Origin of the sequence: Janthinobacterium sp. LM6, from assembly GCF_002002885.1 — a bacterium.
GTDB classification, from domain to species: domain Bacteria; phylum Pseudomonadota; class Gammaproteobacteria; order Burkholderiales; family Burkholderiaceae_D; genus Janthinobacterium; species Janthinobacterium kumbetense.
This window is the reverse complement of the sequence record NZ_CP019510.1, coordinates 982,551-1,000,111: the sequence shown is the minus strand read 5'-3', so window position 1 is coordinate 1,000,111 and position 17,561 is coordinate 982,551. Positions and strand designations below refer to the sequence as shown.

The following is a 17,561-nucleotide window of genomic DNA, read 5'->3' as shown; positions in this document are numbered from 1 at the left end:
GTCGACGCTGGCGTTTTTTTTTACGGCGATGCGTACGCCTGCATGAGCCGGTCAAGGAAACCGAACAGCTGGCCGTTCATGGCGTGCCAGTCGTGGCTGCGCAAGACCGCTGGCGGCTGCACGAAGCGGTGCGGCTCCAGCATGGCCAGTTCGGCTGCCGACGCGGCGATCAGCAGTTCGACCACCTCCGGCGTGAACTCCATATGGCACTGGAAGCCGTACACCAGCTTGCCGTATTCGATGATCTGGCGAGGGCAGCCTTCGCTATAGGCGATGACCTTCGCGCCGTCAGTCAGGCCCGGCATGTCGCTATGCCAATGCCCGGTTTCCAGCACATCGCCGAAATGGGCGAACTTGTCGTTCGCCCGCCCTTCCGCCGTCAACATGACGGGGAACTTGCCGATCTCCTTTTCAGGGCTGTGCGCCTGGCGCGCTCCCAGGGCCGCGCCGATCAGCTGCGCCCCCAGGCAGACGCCGACGACGGCCTTGCCCGCCGCGGCACAGGCGGCAATCAAGGCCTGTTCGGCTGCGGCGTCGAAATGCGGGCATTCCTCACGCGTCGTCGACGGCGACTGCGGCCCGCCCATGACGACCAGCAGGTCGATGTCCGCGATGGACGAGGGCAGCGGCTCATGGGCATGGACGCGGGAATACGTGGCCGCGTAGCCGCGCTCGCGCACCCATGTCTCGTAGGCGCCCGGCGCCTCGAACGCTTCATGCACGATGAAATGGACTTTCATGATGTTCCCTTTCTGTGGCGAGGAATTAAAAAACTATGGCTGGCCCAGCACCTGGGCCAGCACGCCGGCGAACGCCTGCGCGCCCGCTTCATCCATGGTCGACACGGTGATCCGCAATCCCTGCGCCGGCGCCTGCACGCCGAACGCTTCACCGCCGCGCACCAGCCAGCCATGCCTGGCCAGCGCCAGCACGGCTGCCTGGCTGCTGCCCGGCAGCGGCAGCCACAGGTTCAGGCCATCGGCAGGAGTGGCGCAAACCAGGCCTTGCGCCGCCAGCGCATCGGCCAGGATGCCGCGGCGGCGCGCATAGTCTGCGCGGGCCAGGGCCACCTGCGCCAGCACGTCCGGCGACGACAGGCAGGCGCTCACGGCGTCCTGCAAGAGATGGCTGACCCAGTTCGTGCCGGGCGCCAGGCGCAGGCGCAGGCGCCGGGCGGTCTGCCCGTCGCTGGCGACGACGGCCAGGCGCAGGTCGGGGCCGAAGATCTTCGACACAGAACGAATCAGCGCCCAGCGCCGGGCGGCAGGGGGAATCACGTCCTGGTAGCCGGCGACGGACAGCAGCGAAAAATGGTCGTCGATGATGACCAGCACGTTAGGGTAGGCGGCCAGCACCGCGCGCAGCTGAGCCGCGCGCACCGCGCTCAGGCTGCAGCCTGTCGGGTTGTGCGCGCGCGGCGTCACGATGACGGCTTGCGCACCTTGCGCCAGTGCCCGTTCCAGCGCCCCGGCCTGCATCCCCTCGGCATCGACCGCCACGCCAACGGCGTGCAGCCCGGCGATGCGCAGCGTGTTGATGCTGCTGACGAAGCAGGGGTCTTCCACGGCCACCTTGTCGCCCGCGACCAGATACGCGCCCAGCAGGCGCTCCACCGCATCGACCGCCCCATTCGTCACGGTGATGTCGTGCCCTTCCGGGCAATCGCCGGCCAGCCAGCGCCGCGCCAGGGCTTCCAGCACCGGGTCCAGCGTGGCCTCGCCATACAGTCGCGGACGGTAGGGCTTGCTCGCCAGAGCCGCGCCGATATCGGGCAGCCAGGCCAGGTTCGGATTGCCGCCGCCCAGGTCGGCCAGCGGCGAGCCTGGCAACAGGCCTTCCTGCTCGCCGGGAACGCGCTGCGCGCGGATGGCCGTGCCCAGGCGCCCTTGCGTGACCGCGATCCCGGCCGTCACCAGGCGTTTGTACGCCAGCGACACGGTATTGCGGTTGACGCCCAAGGTCGCTGCCAGCTCGCGCACGGTCGGCAGCGCCTGGCCCGGCGGCAGTTCGCCCGCCTGCGTCAGCGCGCGGATGCTGTCGAACAGCTGCGCCGCGGTTTTCCCTGTCATCTTCATGATGGTCTCAGACATGATATATTTTGGCATAGGACAATCATACATCACTGCGGCCACTCCTGCCGCTCATAAGGCTGACATAAGGCTGACAAATGAACAATGACACTCCCCTGCTCACTCCCACCATGCATGAGCAGCATGGGCGCTGGCCGCAGGCCGTGACGGTGGACGACTTCCGCCGCAACCTGGCGGCGGTGCATGCGCGCATGGCGGCCGCATGCCTGCGGGTCGGGCGCGATCCGGCCGGCGTGCGCCTGTTGCCCGTCAGCAAGACCAAGCCCGAGGCGAGCCTGCGCCTGGCCTATGCCGCGGGTTGCCGCCTGCTGGGGGAAAACAAGCCGCAGGAAGCGGGCCGCAAGTGGGAAGCGATGGCGGACCTGGCCGACCTGCAATGGTCGGTGATCGGCCATTTGCAGACCAACAAGGCCAAGCTGGTGGCGCGCTTTGCCAGCGAGTTCCAGGCCCTCGACAGCCTGCGCGTGGCCGAGGCGCTGGAACGGCGCCTGCAAGCGGAAGGGCGCGGGCTCGACGTGTTCGTGCAAGTGAACACCTCGGGAGAAGCCAGCAAGTACGGCTTGCCGCCGGACGAGGTGGCCGCTTTCCTGCGCCAGCTGCCCGCCTTTCCGGCGCTGCGGGTGCGCGGATTCATGACATTGGCCCTGTTGTCGGCGGAAGCGGTGCGCGTGCGCCGCTGCTTCGTGCTGCTGCGCCAACTGCGCGACCGGCTGCGCCAGGACGCCCCGCCTGGCATCGGCCTCGACGAGCTGTCGATGGGCATGTCCGGCGATTATGAAATCGCCATCGAAGAAGGCGCCACCGTCGTGCGGGTCGGCCAGGCCATCTTCGGCGCGCGGGACACGCCGGACAGCCACTACTGGCCCACGGCGCAGACGGAGTAGGCGGCCCGACGCGCCCCGCAGGTAGCCGCGCAGTCAACCATGCCGAATGATCAAGATGACATGCAGAAAGATAGCGCGTAATATTTTTATCATACTGCTCAGCTCGGCAGCACAGCTCCTGGGGAAAGGACGGCAGCGTGGCCGCGTCAAACGATCTCGCGCACTGGCGCGGACAGATTTTTTCGCGCCTGCTGCAGGTAGTGTTGCTGCTTGGCATCATCACCGCCATCCCCAGCGCCTTGCTGGCGGCGCGCGAAGCTATCTGGTCCATAGTCGCCCTCGACGTGCTGGCCATCGGCTGGATCGGTCTCATCTGGCATCTGCGCGCCATGCCCTACCGCTGGCGCGTGTGGCAATTTCTCATCGTCGCCTACCTGGTGGGCGTGGGCCTGCTGTTGAAAATCGGCCCCGTCAGCCAGATCTACATGATGCTCATGCCCGTGCTGGCGGCCCTGCTGCTGGGGATGCAGCCAGCCTTGTCGACCCTGGCCCTGACTTCGCTGACCATCTTTTTCCTCGGCTTGCATCCCGACGTCGCCCTGCACGTGCAGGGCGTGCCCGACTCCCCCGTGCTGCGCGCGCTGATCGTGGCCCTGAACTTCCTGTTCATCGCCGCCGTGCTGACCCTGTCCTGCGCCTTCCTGCTGCGCCACCTGGAACGCAGCAGCCAGGCCCTGTCGCAGCTGAACGCCGATCTGCGCTTGACGGCCACGGCGCTGGCCCGCCTGAACGACATGGTGATGCTCGCCGAAGTGACCGATGCGCCCGGCGGCGCGGCGCCAGCCACCCGCATCATCTTCGTCAACGACGCCTTCGAGCGCAGCAGCGGCTATGCGCGCGCCGAAGTGCTGGGCCGCAGCCTGCTGTTCCAGCAGGGCCCCGCCACCGATGCGGGCGAGCTGGCGCGCGTCGCCGCCGCCATGGCCAACGCCCAGCCGGCCAGGGCGGAATTGCTCAATTACAACAAGGCCGGCAAGGCGTACTGGGTCGAAGCGGAACTGGCGCCGTTCACGGATGCGGACGGCAAGCAGACGCACTGGGTGGCCGTCGAGCGCGAAATCGACGAGCGCAAGAAATCGGAAGCGGACATCCACCGCCTGGCCTTCTACGACGTGCTGACAGGCCTGCCCAACCGGCGCCTGCTGATGGACCGCATCGGCCACCTGCTGGCCGCCGCGCCGCGAGGGAATACAATCAGCGCGCTGATGTTCATCGACCTCGACCACTTCAAGCACATCAACGATGCGCGCGGCCACGCCACCGGCGACGCGTTGCTGCGCCTGGCCGGCGAACGGCTGGCGCAGCTGATGCGCAAGGCCGACACAGTGGCGCGCATCGGCGGCGATGAATTCGTCGTGCTGCTGGCGCACCTGGCCGGAGACCTCGACAGCGCCGCCCGCGCGGCGGCCCAGGTGGCCGAGAAAATCCGCGCCGCCATCGCGCGCGACTTCGATATCGACGGGCAATCCTATCATTGCAGCGCCAGCATCGGCGTGACCCTGCTGCCGAAAGCGGGCCAGCAGGCGCACGACCTGCTGCGCGAAGCGGACATCGCCATGTACCGCGCCAAGGCGGAAGGACGCAACGGCATCGCCTTCTTTGAAGCGGCCATGCAGGCGGGCGTGGAACGCCGCCTGACCCTGGAACGGGCGCTGGCGCGCGCCCTCGATGCCCATGCACTGTGCATGCACGTGCAGCCGCAGGTCGACCGCCATGGCCGGGTGACGGGCGCCGAATTGCTGATGCGCTGGCCGCAGGCGGACGGCGCGTACATCGCGCCCGGCATCTTCATTCCCATCGCCGAGGAATCGGGGCTGATCGTCAGGCTCGGGCACTGGGCCCTGCGCGAGGCGTGCCGCGCCGCCGCCATGCTGGCACGGGCCGGGCAGCCCGTCGCCCTGTCCGTGAATGTCAGTCCGGCCCAGTTTCGCCAGCCCGATTTCGCCGCCCGCGTGCAGGCGGCGCTGGCCGAACACGGCACGCCGGCCGGCGCCCTGATCCTGGAACTGACGGAAGGCCTGCTGATCGACCAGCGCGACGCCTCGCTGGCGCGCATGCGCGAACTGGCGGCCCTGGGCATCCGCTTTTCCATCGACGATTTCGGCACCGGCTATTCCAGCCTCGCCTACCTGACCTCGATGCCGCTGTACGAACTCAAAATCGACAAGCGCTTCATCGACGACACGCCGCACGATGCGCGCGACACGGCCATCGTGCAAGCGATACTGGCCATGGCGCGCCACCTGGGCTTGCGCGTCGTGGCCGAGGGCGTGGAAACGCAGGAGCAGGCCGACTTCCTGGTCGCCCACGATTGCGACGGCTTGCAGGGCTACCTGTATGCGCGGCCCATGCCGCTGGACGACTTTCCCGGCTGGCTGGCACGGTACCAGGCTTAGCTTTCCGACATTTCCTGTACGAAACTCCTCCGCTAGAATACCGGCCTCATAGCCTGTACCTTCACCATCCCCTTTGATTAAAGTGATCCCCGATGCGTCTGGTTCTTCCCCTGCTGCCGCTCCTGCTGCTATCGCTGCTCCCCGCCGCCCATGCGGCCCCATCCACCGCCGCTGCCCCCACGCCCATCACCCTGGACCAGGCCATGGCCGATCCCGACTGGATAGGCACGCCCGTCGAAGCGGCATGGTGGGGCTGGAATGGCCAGCTCTACTACAAGCAGAAGCGCCTCGGCTCGCCCCTGCGCGACACTTTTCAAGTATCCGGCGCGCATGCCAAATTAAACAGCGGCAAGAAGGTTGATGATGCGCAACTGGCGAACCTCGACGGCCAGCAGATGATCGTCAACCGGGCCGGCACGCGCGCCATCCTGCTGCGCAACGGCGACTTGTTCGAGCGCGACCTGAAAAGCGGCGCCTTGATCCAGATCACGCGGGGCGTCTCGGCCATCAGCGACCCGCAATACTCCGCCGACGGTGGCGCCGTGCAATACCGCAGCGGCACAGACTGGTTCAGCTGGAGCCGCGCTGACCGCCTGAGTGCCCCCGTGGCCCTGCTGCGCGCGGCCAAGGACCCGGACGCCAAGCCGGAAGCGGACACCCTGCGCGAACTGCAGCTGCGCCTGATCGTCAACCTGGCGCGCCAGAAGGAAGACCGCGACGCCAGCCGCGAACGCCGCCATGAAGAGCGCCGCCTGGACGCCACGCGCGCGCCCGAACCGATCTACCTGGGCGACAAAGTCACCATTTCCGGCAGCGCCCTGTCGCCGGACGGCCGCTGGCTGCTGTTCGTCACGCAAGATAAAGCCGCCGAAAAGGGCAAGCTGGGCAAACTGGCCCGCTACGTGACGGAAACGGGCTACCCGGAAGCGGACGACGAGCGCACGCGCGTGGGCCGCAACATGCCGATCGCGCAAAGCCTGAAACTGGCCGACCTGCGCACGGGCCAGGTGCGCGACATCGCTTTCGACAGCCTGCCCGGCATCGCCACCGACCCGCTGGCCTCGCTGCGCGCCGAACAGAAGCTGCCGCCGTTGAAAGGCAACCGTGCCGTGCGCGTCGACGCCCAGCGCGACGGCATCGCCTGGACCGATGACGGCGGCAAGGCAGCCGTGCGCATCCGCGCCGTCGACAACAAGGATGGCTGGCTCGCCAACGTCGACCTGGCCAACGCCGCCCTCGTGCCCGTGCACCGCATCAGCGACACGGCCTGGGTCAACCGCCGCGCCGAGGAATTCGGCTGGCTGCCCGACAACGCCACCCTGTGGTATCTGTCCGAGGAAAGCGGCTACGCCCACCTGTACACGAAAACGGGGGCGGCCCCGGCGCGCGCATTGACGCAAGGCCAGTGGGAAGTGAGCGCCGTCGAATGGAGCCGCGACGGCAAGACTGCCTATTTTATGTGCAACCGGCAGGCGCCGGGCACCTATGAAGTGTGCGCCAGCACGGCCAAAGAGGGCGGCGCGCGCGAAGTGACGAATCTGAAAGGCGTGGAAAACTTCGGCCTGTCGCCCGATGGCGGCAAGCTGCTGCTGCGCTATTCGACCAGCTATATGCCGGCCCAGCTGGCGACGATTCCCGTGACGGGCGGCAAGGCCAATATCCTGACGGATACACGCAGCGACGCCTTCAAGGCGCGCAGCTGGGTCATGCCGGAACTGGTGCAAGTGCCGTCCACGCATGGCGCGGCGCCGATCTGGGCCAAGCTGTACCGCCCGTCCCAGCTGGAAGCGGGCAAGAAATATCCCATCGTCATGTTCGCGCACGGCGCCGGCTACCTGCAGAACGTGACCGAGCGCTACCCTGTCTACTTCCGCGAACAGATGTTCCACAACCTGCTGGTGGAGCAAGGCTACATCGTGCTCGATATCGACTACCGCGCCTCGCTCGGCTACGGCAGCGCCTGGCGCACGGCCATCTACCGCCAGATGGGCCACCCGGAACTGGAAGATTTCATCGACGGCGCCCACTGGCTGGCAGCGCAGCACCAGGGCGACATCCAGAACGTGGGCATCTACGGCGGCAGCTATGGCGGCTTCATGAGCCTGATGGCCCTGATGCGCGCGCCGGACACCTTCAAGTCCGGCGCCGCCTTGCGTCCCGTGACGGACTGGACCACGTACAACCACGAGTACACGGCGAACATCCTGAACACGCCGGACGTCGATCCGCAAGCGTATAAAATCTCGTCGCCGATCGAATACGCCGATAAACTGACGGGCAATCTCCTGATCGCCCATGGCATGATCGACGACAACGTGTTTTACCAGGATTCCGTGCGCCTGTCGCAGCGCTTGATCGAGCTCAAAAAGGATAACTGGGAAATGGCCAGCTACCCGATGGAGCGCCACGGCTTCGTGCAGCCGGAAGCGTGGTATGACGAGTACCGCCGCATCTATCAGTTGTTCCAGAGAACATTGAAATAAACCCCGATGCCCGCTTGATGCGGGCATTTTTCATAGACTCATTCAGTCAAACGGCACGGGCCGCGGCGTCGTGTCCGACGATGGCGGCAGGATCGGCAGCACGATGTGCGGCTGCTTGCCCGTCAGGGTTTTCAGGAAGGCCACCAGCTTGCCATTTTCATCGGGCGTGAAGGTGCGGCCCAGCTGCAGGCGGCCCATCACGTCGACGGCTTGCGTCAACGTCGCCGCCTCGCCATCGTGGAAGTAGGGATACGTCAATTCCACGTTGCGCAGGGTCGGCACCTTGAAGTTGAAACGGTCCGCATCCTTGCCCGTCACGGCCGAGCGTCCCTCTGCCGTCATCGCCGTCTTGTACGGTTCCACGACGCCCATCTTCTGGAAGGTGTTGCCGCCCACGGCGGGGCCGTTATGACAGGCGATGCAGCCGCTCGATTTGAACAGCTGATAGCCGGCCAGCTCGTCTTTCGTCAGCGCGCTCTTCTTGCCCGACAGCCATTGATCGAAGCGGGAACCGGGTGTCACCAGCACCTCTTCAAAGGCGGCGATGGCGCGCGTGACTTGCTCGATGGTCAATTTATCCTGGCCAAACACTTGCCGGAATTCCGCGCGGTAGGCGGGAATCGAGGCCAGCACGTCGATGGCAAGCTCGTGCGTAAAAGCCATCTCGCCAGGATTGGCGATGGGACCGCCCGCCTGCTCCTGCAAATCCTTGGCGCGGCCATCCCAGAATTGCGCCACGTTCATGCTGGAATTGAGCACGGTAGGCGAATTGATGGGGCCGCGCTGCCAGTTGTGGCCGATTGACGTCTTGATATTGTCCGTGCCGCCCATGCTCAGGTTATGGCAGCTATTGCAGGAAATAAAGCCCGAACGCGACAGGCGCGGATCGAAAAACAGTTTCTTGCCCAGCTCAACCATGGCCGGATCGGCCACCTTGGCGGCGGTGATCGGCTGGATCGGCTCCTTGTCGGCGGCGTGCAGCACGTTGCCGAAAGTCAGGCTGGCGATGAAGAGGAAGGGGGATAAGGTGCGGCGCATAGTCTAACTCCTGGAAACATTCCCGAATCGGCGGCGCGCGCCGGCGCGGGAATGCAGCGCACCGGCTCGGTTGCCACCCGTACATCGCTGGTTGGATGTTGATTTATATTAACTTTGACTAGTTAATAAGGAAAATGACCGGGATCAAGGTTCTGCCCAAGTGCGAATCGCGCTTGCCATTTACGCAAGCCTGGCACATGATAAGGACATGCAAACGCCAACCTACTCCGCCCTGCTGCGCGCCGCGTGCGCCAGCTTCCTGCTGCTGGCCGCCAGCGCCTGCGGCAGCGCCCCCACGCAAGATGATGCGCCGCCCGCCCCCGGCAATGCCGGCTTGCTGGCGCAGATCCAGGCGGAAGTGGGCGCCGCCGCTTGCGATTCCACCCAGCAATGCCAGACCATCGCCATCGGCGCCAAGGCTTGCGGCGGCCCCGAGCGCTATCTGGCATGGTCCAACAAAAGCAATGACGGCAAGAAACTCAAGGCACTGGCCCAGGCGCAAGCCGAGGCGAGCCGCAAACAGCAGCAGGCGGACGGCATGATGTCGACCTGCTCCATCATCACGGACCCGGGCGCCACTTGCCAGGCAGGGCGCTGCGTGCTGCAAAAGAGCGGCCTGGGCGGCAGCTCGGCCATGTAAAAAAGCCGCTGATTCAGCGGCTTATGAGGTTCGGCAACGCGTCAAGACTGCAATTGCAAGGTCTTGACGACCTTGCTTTCCACCTTCTCGCCCGCGCCCGACATGGCATTCTTGCTTTCCTTGCGCAGGAGCAATAAATGGTCGCCGCTGACGCCATACTGGCGCGTCTCGTCCGTCTTTTGCGTAAAGCTGATGACGACAAAGGCGCGCCCGCTCACATCCACGTGGAAATGGCTGGCCAGCGGCGTGCCGTCCGCGGCGATCCACACCTCGAGGCCGCCTTCAAACTTCTTCACATACTTGCGGTCTTTCTCAGGTACCTTGTCGAGCGACAAGGTAAAGCTGAGCAGGCGCGCCGGCTTGCCCTTGTAACTATCCATTTTTTCGCCGCTGAACACGGCTTCCTCGATTTCGCGCGACAGGGTGTCCGCCGCCGACACCATCGAGCGCAACTCCGTCGCCTTCATTTCCCCCAGCGCAAAGCCGATCGGCGCCTTGGCCTTCGTATCCTTCACCTTGGCGCGCTGCTCGGCCTCCACTTTCGCCAGCACCTCCTTGCTGTAGAGCACCTGCAAGCCCGCCGGCCCGCCCTCGACCGCCACCGTGGCCTGGCCGCTATCCTCTTCCGCCGCCTTGCCCTCGCCTTCGCGGCGCCAGGTTTTCGATTCGACCTGCGCCTTGATCGGCATCTGCCCCTGCAAGCGCGCCAGCGCCGCGTTCAGCTCGGCCAACCCGTCGGCCCGCGCCGCGCCGCACAACAAACCGAACAAACCCGCCACCGCCAGGCCTTGCACTCCAATACGTCGCTGCATCGCCACATCCCTTTCGGTCATACAAGGATGCCAAAACACTATGTTTTGGCCATCTGTTGCATTTGAACACAGCCAGCTCTGGTCAGGTGGAAAGTCTTTCTGCTATAATTCGCCGCCTTGGCCTGGTAGCTCAGTCGGTAGAGCAGAGGATTGAAAATCCTTGTGTCGGTGGTTCGATTCCGCCCCGGGCCACCAAGAATAAAAAGAACGCCACCTTCGGGTGGCGTTTTCTTTTGTCCGGCACCGCCGTTCCCCCTCTGGCAAAACCATACGCGTGACTTTTTTCTGTCGCCGCCGGACCCATTGTGCGAGAATGCCCCTCCCCACTGGATGGTGCGCATGATGATCAGACTCGCCGCAATCACAACTGGAATGACACTGCTGCTGGCAGCTTGCAAGCCCGCGGCCACGGCGCCCGCGCATGACATTCCTGCGGCAATGCGCGAGACCGCGACCACCCTGCTGCAGTCGACATTGCTGCACGCGGCCTCGATAGCCGTGGTTTATCGCGGCAAGGAATTCATCCTGCATCAAGGCGAGCTGGAAACCGGCAAGGCCAATCCGCCGAACGATACAACGCTGTATGAAATCGGTTCAGTCAGCAAAACCTTTGCCGGCCTGCTGCTGGCGAACGCCGTGCTCGATGGGAAGGCGGCGCTCGACGATCCCATACAAAAATACCTGCCGGCCGCCTACCCGAACCTGCAATCGCAGGGGCAGCCCGTGCGCTTGCGCCATCTGATCACGCACACCAGCAATATGCCGGGCATGCTGCCATTGCAGGTGAACACCGTATTGCAGGATTTCACGGCGCATGCCACGCCGGCAAAGCTCAACGCAGCCTACGCCAACTACGGACAACGGCAATTCTGGCAGGACTTGCATACAGTCAACATCAACGGTCCGCTTGGCAAGGACTACGCCTATTCCAGCGCCGGCACCGAACTCGTTGCGCACGCGCTCGAAACCATCTACGGCATGCCATATGAAGTGCTGCTCACGCAATTCGTCGCGCGCGAAGCCGGCATGCACGATACCAGGCTGAGCATCGCAGCCAGGGATAGCGACAGGCTGGCGCCCGGCTACCACAGCGACAATCCCGTCATCACGACACCGATGCCACAACTGCCCTGGGGGGCCGCCGGCAACCTGAAGTCGACCATGCCGGATATGGCGAAATACCTGCGCCTGCAATTGAGCGCCCATCGCGCCGTCGTCGAATCGCACAAGCCGCTGCTACGCTTTCAGGACGATTTCAGCATAGGCTATTTCTGGAACATCGGCACGAATCGCCAGTTGGGCACGCATTATGTCCACCATGGCGGCGTGCCGCGTGCGCAAGGCTACGCCTACATCGTTCCCAAATATCAGCTCGGGGTCTACATCATCACCAACCAGAGCGGCGACGCCACCGCCGGCGCCATGGAAAGCGCGCTGGCGCATATCTTCGACACCGTGGCATCCATGGAGAGCGCAAAGTAGGCCGGGCCTTGTTTGGCAAACCCTCGTGCCGCTGCTTCGATTCCGCCCCGGGCCAACGAGAATGCAGCAGTACTGATCAAAACGCCACCTTCAGGTGGCGTTTTTGTTTGCTGACGCCGAAAACAATAATGCCGCGTGACAATATGACTTAAGTTACAATCATGTTATTTTATAAATTTTCATTTCATGGCCCATTTGCGTATTATTTCAGCGACAAGCTTAATGCTCGCCTTGAGCGCCTGTGGCGGCGGCAGTACATCACCAACATCGCCTCCCGCTCCTCCCCCAACACCGCCAACGCTGCCAACGCCCCTGCCGCCCGAGGTCAGCGCCGTTTCGCCGGCCAAGGCCAATATCGGCATGGCCACCACCTTTACGGTTACCGGCAGCAATCTGACGGACAAGATGCAGTTTGCGTTGACGGACTGCGCCGGTATCGCCGAGCTCAGCGGGGGTAGCAGCACGCAGCGTCAATTCAGCTGCACGCCGACCGGGCAATCGGGAACGCGCCAGGGCGCTGTGTCCGCGAGCGCCGGCGCCGCATCGCCATTGCACCGGCTCTCCGTCGAGTATCAAGCGATTGCCGCATTCGTCACCAGCCTGAGCTGGCGCTACGCCGCCCTCAAATCTGATGGCACACTCTGGGGCTGGAACCCTCTCCAGCCCGTGCCGGTCAAGATCGGCGACGGCTACGCCGATGTTGCAGTCAGCATCGCTGCAACCCTGGCCATCAAGAAAGACGGCTCGCTTTGGAGCTGGGGCAACAGCAATGACGCAGGCATCCAGGGCAATGGCACGAGCGGCTCAAACGCCACTCCTGCGCAGATCGGCGGCGATTTCGTCAAGGTCGTCGTCAAAGGCGAGAGAAGCGTCGCCGGCGAAAACGCCGAAGCCCTGAAAAAAGACGGCAGCCTGTGGGTCTGGGGCGCGCGTAGCCTGCAGCAACCCAATGCCATCGAACCGGAGCTGACGCCGCGCATGATAGACACGGGCTACGTGGATATCGCCCGTGGCAGTGGCGGGGCGTCGCTGGGCCTCAAGCGCGACGGCTCGGTGTGGACATGGACCCAGAATCTGGCCAACCAGCCATTTACACCGGTCAAGATCGCGGATGGCTATGTTGCGATTGCCACCAGCTACGATGCGGTCTATGGCTTGAAGGCGGACCATTCGCTGTGGAACTGGGGCGGCAACGCGCCCAACCAGGCGCCTGCCGCCACGCCCACTGCCGCCACGCCGGTCAAGGTGGGAGATGGCTTCATCAGCATCTCGGCAGGCACTTATTATGCGCTTGCCGTCAAGTCCGACGGCACCTTGTGGGCAGGCGGCGATGGCAACAACGGCCAGTTCGGCGATGGCCAATTCAATCGCGGCGCCTTCCGGCAAGTCGGTACCGGGATTGCCGCCGCATGGGCTGGCAGCGCATGCTCCTTCATCCAGAAGACCGATGGCAGCTTGTGGGCGGCAGGCTTCTGCGACTTGGGGGATGGCAAATATGCGCGCTACATTCTCACGCCGGAACCCGTCAGGCTGTAATGTCCCATACGGCCCATCCGGTCACCGTCCTGGATTTAAGTTACATCAAAGACCCGGCTCTGGCACAGCCATGGCCGTTTCAAGGTGACGCCAGCACAGGCGTCACTTAACAATTGAGAATGGATAAGTTCGATGAAGACTCTGGCAATTGTATTTAGCGCGTGTATGCTCGTTGCCTGCGGTGGCGGTGGTGGCGACTCGTCGCCGGCCCCTGCCGCCCAGGCAGATTTGACCGTCAACGGCACTGCCGCAACGGGGAAAGCCATTGCTGGCGCCATGATTGCCGCCAAATGCCAGACGGGCACAGGCAATGCCACGACGCTGGCCGACGGCAGCTACAGCCTTGCCGCCGCCGGCGGCAAACTGCCGTGTCTGCTCCAGATCACCGACCCGGCAGATGGCTCAAAATTACACACGCTCGTGCTGGGCAGCGGCAGCGCCGCCACTGCCAACATCACGCCACTGAGCGAAATGCTGACGGCGCGGCTATTGGGGAGCGAACCCGCAGTCTTCTTTGCCGCTTTTGACTCCGCTATTGCAGGCAACAAAATCACTGCCGCTGCGGTGAAGGCAGCGCAGGCAGACGTGGGGGCGGTACTGGGCGGTGTCGTCGACACGACCCCGCTCGCCGATTTTCTTTCCACGCCCTTGAAAGCGGCGACGCAAGGCAATCCGGCCGGCGGCGATGCACAGGACAGGCTGTTGGATGCGCTCAGAGTGAAAATCAATGCCGCCCAGCTCACCCAGGTCGTGGCCGCGCTGGCCAAGATCGCCAATACAGATGCCATCAAGCAAGTCATCGCCGATATTGCGGCCATCCCCCCTGTCGCCCAGGCCGGTCCGGCACAAAGCGTGATGACGGGCACTGTCGTCACGCTCGATGGCAGCGCCAGTTCGGCCGATGCCGGCCGTACGCTCAGCTATGCATGGACCCTGCAATCCAGACCGGCAGGCAGTACGGCAAGCTTGTCGTCGCCGACCTCCGCCAGGCCCACTTTTACGGCGGATGTGGCTGGCACCTATGTTGCCAGCGTCATCGTCAACGACGGCAAGGTCAGCAGCAACGCGGCAGCGGTCAGCATTACGGCCAGTGCAGCCAATGCGGCGCCGGTGGCGAACGCAGGCTACGCGCAAAACGTCTTGTCCGGCAGCGTGGTCGAACTCGATGGCAGCGCCAGCTCGGATGCCAATGGCGATGTCTTGACGTTTGCCTGGAAGCTGACGGAAAAACCGGCGAACAGTACGGCCACCTTGTCCTCTGTCAACTCGGCCAGGCCCACCTTTACCGCCGATGCCTCCGGCTTGTATGTCGTCAAACTCAGCGTCAACGATGGCAAGGCGAGCAGTGCGGATGCGACGGTCACTGTCAGCGCCAGCGCCATCGACACGTCGGGCCCCGTCGTGTCAGCCATCACCGTCAATCCCACCACCGTTGATGTCTCGCAGGCAAGCCAACTCGTGACGGCCACGGTGACCGTAACAGATGCCACCGGGATCAATCTCAACGCCCTGCCCAATCCCTATTGGCACAGCATCGCCGATATCGGCGGCACCCGCATCGACAGCAATTGGGTGCTGGCATCCGGCGACGCGAAGCATGCTACTTTCAGTTCAACGGTGACGATACCCGCAGGCGCCAAAGCCGGCTCCTGGACGGTTGGCTGGACAGCGTTCCGTGACACATTAGGCTATACGAGTACGAATGGCGGCTACGACAAGAGCTTCACCGTGCAAAGTAATGGACTCAACGACACGTCGGGGCCCGTCGTGTCAGCCATCACCGTCAATCCCACCACCGTTGATGTCTCGCAGGCAAGCCAACTCGTGACGGCCACGGTGACCGTGACAGATGCCACCGGGATCAATCTCAACGCCCTGCCCAATCCCTATTGGCACAGCATCGCCGATATTGGCGGCACAAGCATCAACAGCAATTGGGTGCTGACATCCGGCGACGCGAAGCATGCTACTTTCAGTTCGACGGTGACGATACCCGCAGGCGCCAAAGCCGGCTCCTGGACGGTTGGCTGGACAGCGTTCCGTGACACATTAGGCTATACGAGTACGAATGGCGGCTACGACAAGAGCTTCACCGTGCAAAGTAATGGACTCAACGACACGTCGGGGCCCGTCGTGTCAGCCATCACCGTCAATCCCACCACCGTTGATGTCTCGCAGGCAAGCCAACTCGTGACAGCCACGGTGACCGTGACAGATGCCACCGGGATCAATCTCAACGCCCTGCCCAATCCCTATTGGCACAGCATCGCCGATATCGGCGGCACAAGCATCAACAGCAACTGGGTGCTGGTATCAGGAGATGCGAAGCATGCTACCTTCAGTTCAACGGTGACGATCCCCGCAGGCGCCAAAGCCGGCTCCTGGACGGTTGGCTGGACAGCGTTCCGTGACACATTAGGATATACAAGTACGAATGGTGGCTACGACAAGAGTTTCACCGTTAAATAACCGCGCCAGGCAGCGCCAGACGGTCAATCAGGGAGCTGCCAGCCCGATCTGAACATCCACAGCCAACCTTCGGGTTGGCTTTTTTGTTGGCTATGTCACCGTCAAGTGTGGGAATGCTCCCAGCGTTGCTTTCAATAACGTTTCTGGTGAGCGGATGCGCCTGGCGTCGAGTATCCAGCGCCAGCCCAGGTAATTCGGCAAGTAGCGCGTCGCCACGCCGCGAAAGGGGCGCAGCCATGCGCGCAAGCGGCTGTGATACGCATTGACGTTCTGCACATGCGCGGCGCCCTGCACACGGATGCCGGCGCGCAAGTTGACGGCCTGGTGGCTGATGCCCGCTTCCCTGGCAAACGCCCGGTAGGCGGCATGGCCATCCGTTACCAGCAGGACATCCTTATCGATGACGGGCAACAAGCAGCGCTGCAGCTGTGCCTTCGTCAACGCCCCTTTGCCCGTGACGAAATCGAGGGTCTGGCCTGTACGGTCGCGCGCCACCAGGATACAGACTTGCTCATCGGAAATGCCGCGCTGGCGGGCATGGCCGCCCCGGCGGCGGGCCGGACGCGTCATCTGCCTGGATCCTTTTTCCGATTCCAGCACATATAACTCGTCCGCCTCGGCAATGCCATGCAGGCCATGCGGCCGATCCGTCCTGGAGACGCTGAGAAAACGGTGGCGCCAGCGAAACGTGGTGTTGCGGTGCAGTCCCAGCTGCTGAGCGGCCTGGCGTACCGACCTGGAATCGAGCAGGCAAGCGGCATAGGCGATCCACAACGATTTATGGCGCAAACGGGACAGCGGCGTGCCCGTCAAGGCATTGAAAGTGCGCCCGCACGGCACGCAGCGGTAGCGCTGCAAGCCATGCGCATGGCCATGCCGGTGCAGCTGATGCGAGTGGCAGGCGGGACAGGCCAAGCGCGGCTGCGCCACGCTTTCCAGCAGCGCAACGGTCGCGTCGTGTGGCGCGTTGCCACGCAGCAAGGCCATGCCTGCCTGCCGCTGGCGCCGGTTCAGGTAAGCAAACTGTGCGATAAAGCTGATCCAGTCGGCTGGCTGCATGATCTGCTCCCTGTACGGTGAAGATGCAGAGTCAGACAGCGCAGCCGACGGAAGATTCCGGCATTTCCCCTATTTGCCGATGACAGAGCCTTTTTGTTTGTCTTTGCACAAAACCTCCCCACCCCGCCGCTATGTACGCAAACGTACGGACTGCGGCTGTCCAAGAGCACATGCTGCAGGCAGACCACATCCCTTCCCGCCGCCAGCGCCCTGCGCGACACGGCGCAACGGCTACCTGATCCGATTCTCTCCGTCATACCGCCATGCGAAACTCGCGCCCGACGCCGTCGAGCCGTTCCGTACATCACGGCACACTGCCAAAGGATGCATCATGAAAACTACCCTGATATTGCTCGCGCTCGCCTCTACCCTCGCCCTGACCGCTTGCCAGCGCGAAGCGCCACCCGCGCCTACCGTCGTGCAAGTCGTTCCCGGCCCTGCCGGCGCGCCTGGTCCTGCCGGCGCTACCGGTGCCAAGGGCGCTGAAGCCCCTGCCGGCGCGACGGGTGCCACCGGCGCCACGGGCCAGACCGGCGACAGCGGCATGCAAGGCAACGATGGCGCCAAGGGCGACGCTGGTGTTGCCGGCGATGAAGGCGCCAAAGGCGACACGGGCGCCAAGGGCAAGACGGGCGACACGGTAATTGTCGTTCCGCAACGCTAATACGCCTC

13 protein-coding genes and 1 tRNA gene are annotated in these 17,561 nt (G+C 64.0%); 9 read left to right on the top strand and 5 right to left on the bottom strand.

The features are described from left to right. Positions 1-20: 20 nt before the first annotated feature. Together BZG29_RS04385 and ptsJ are read right to left on the bottom strand one after the other, a co-directional pair. Positions 21-740, bottom strand: a complete 720-nt coding sequence (locus BZG29_RS04385) for a GMP synthase (RefSeq protein WP_077399283.1) — start codon at positions 738-740, stop codon at positions 21-23. Between the two features lie 33 nt (positions 741-773). Beyond that, positions 774-2,075, bottom strand: a complete 1,302-nt coding sequence (gene ptsJ / locus BZG29_RS04380; RefSeq protein ID WP_077408953.1) for a transcriptional regulator PtsJ — start codon at positions 2,073-2,075, stop codon at positions 774-776. A gap of 92 nt (positions 2,076-2,167) precedes the next feature. Here ptsJ and BZG29_RS04375 point away from each other — a divergent pair, with 92 nt between their 5' ends. The 3 genes from BZG29_RS04375 (at position 2,168) to BZG29_RS04365 (ending at position 7,853) form a co-directional block, all read left to right on the top strand. Next, positions 2,168-2,974, top strand: coding sequence for a YggS family pyridoxal phosphate-dependent enzyme (locus BZG29_RS04375; RefSeq protein ID WP_077399280.1), 807 nt, complete (start codon positions 2,168-2,170; stop codon positions 2,972-2,974). 137 nt (positions 2,975-3,111) lie between these two features. After that, complete coding sequence (locus BZG29_RS04370) at positions 3,112-5,370, top strand: EAL domain-containing protein (RefSeq protein ID WP_077399277.1); 2,259 nt, start codon at positions 3,112-3,114, stop codon at positions 5,368-5,370. A 92-nt stretch (positions 5,371-5,462) separates the two neighbouring features. After that, positions 5,463-7,853, top strand: a complete 2,391-nt coding sequence (locus tag BZG29_RS04365; RefSeq protein ID WP_216350352.1) for a S9 family peptidase — start codon at positions 5,463-5,465, stop codon at positions 7,851-7,853. A 42-nt stretch (positions 7,854-7,895) separates the two neighbouring features. On the opposite strand, the gene BZG29_RS04360 is transcribed toward BZG29_RS04365, so the two are convergent. Next, positions 7,896-8,891, bottom strand: a complete 996-nt coding sequence (locus BZG29_RS04360; protein WP_077399274.1) for a cytochrome-c peroxidase — start codon at positions 8,889-8,891, stop codon at positions 7,896-7,898. A 208-nt stretch (positions 8,892-9,099) separates the two neighbouring features. Between BZG29_RS04360 and BZG29_RS04355 the strand changes: the two genes are divergently transcribed. Next, the gene (locus BZG29_RS04355) at positions 9,100-9,531 is read left to right on the top strand and encodes a hypothetical protein (RefSeq protein ID WP_077399271.1); all 432 of its coding nucleotides are present in this window, start codon (positions 9,100-9,102) and stop codon (positions 9,529-9,531) included. 41 nt (positions 9,532-9,572) lie between these two features. Here the strand turns inward: BZG29_RS04355 and BZG29_RS28635 are convergent, their stop codons facing one another. Further along, positions 9,573-10,364 (bottom strand): hypothetical protein, encoded by a 792-nt coding sequence (locus BZG29_RS28635; RefSeq protein ID WP_290440887.1) that lies wholly within the window; start codon positions 10,362-10,364, stop codon positions 9,573-9,575. A gap of 98 nt (positions 10,365-10,462) precedes the next feature. On the opposite strand from BZG29_RS28635, the gene BZG29_RS04345 reads away from it, so the two are divergent. From BZG29_RS04345 to BZG29_RS04330, 4 genes are all read left to right on the top strand, one after another. Next, positions 10,463-10,538 (top strand) — tRNA-Phe (locus tag BZG29_RS04345). Continuing rightward, entirely contained in the window at positions 10,506-11,825 is a 1,320-nt protein-coding gene (locus tag BZG29_RS04340; protein ID WP_216350351.1) for a serine hydrolase, read from the top strand. The genes BZG29_RS04345 and BZG29_RS04340 overlap by 33 nt, the downstream gene beginning before the upstream one ends. A 360-nt stretch (positions 11,826-12,185) precedes the next feature. Continuing rightward, a complete protein-coding gene (locus tag BZG29_RS04335) occupies positions 12,186-13,361 on the top strand; it encodes a hypothetical protein (protein WP_077399266.1) in 1,176 nt (391 codons plus the stop codon). Positions 13,362-13,493: 132 nt separating this feature from the next. Then, on the top strand, positions 13,494-15,830 hold the full coding sequence (locus tag BZG29_RS04330; protein WP_150130802.1) for a PKD domain-containing protein: 2,337 nt from the start codon (positions 13,494-13,496) through the stop codon (positions 15,828-15,830). 90 nt (positions 15,831-15,920) lie between these two features. On the opposite strand, the gene BZG29_RS04325 is transcribed toward BZG29_RS04330, so the two are convergent. Next, entirely contained in the window at positions 15,921-16,889 is a 969-nt protein-coding gene (locus BZG29_RS04325; RefSeq protein WP_077399259.1) for an IS1595 family transposase, read from the bottom strand. 331 nt (positions 16,890-17,220) lie between these two features. Here BZG29_RS04325 and BZG29_RS04320 point away from each other — a divergent pair, with 331 nt between their 5' ends. Beyond that, complete coding sequence (locus BZG29_RS04320; protein WP_077399256.1) at positions 17,221-17,553, top strand: hypothetical protein; 333 nt, start codon at positions 17,221-17,223, stop codon at positions 17,551-17,553. The last annotated feature ends 8 nt before the right edge of the window (positions 17,554-17,561 follow it).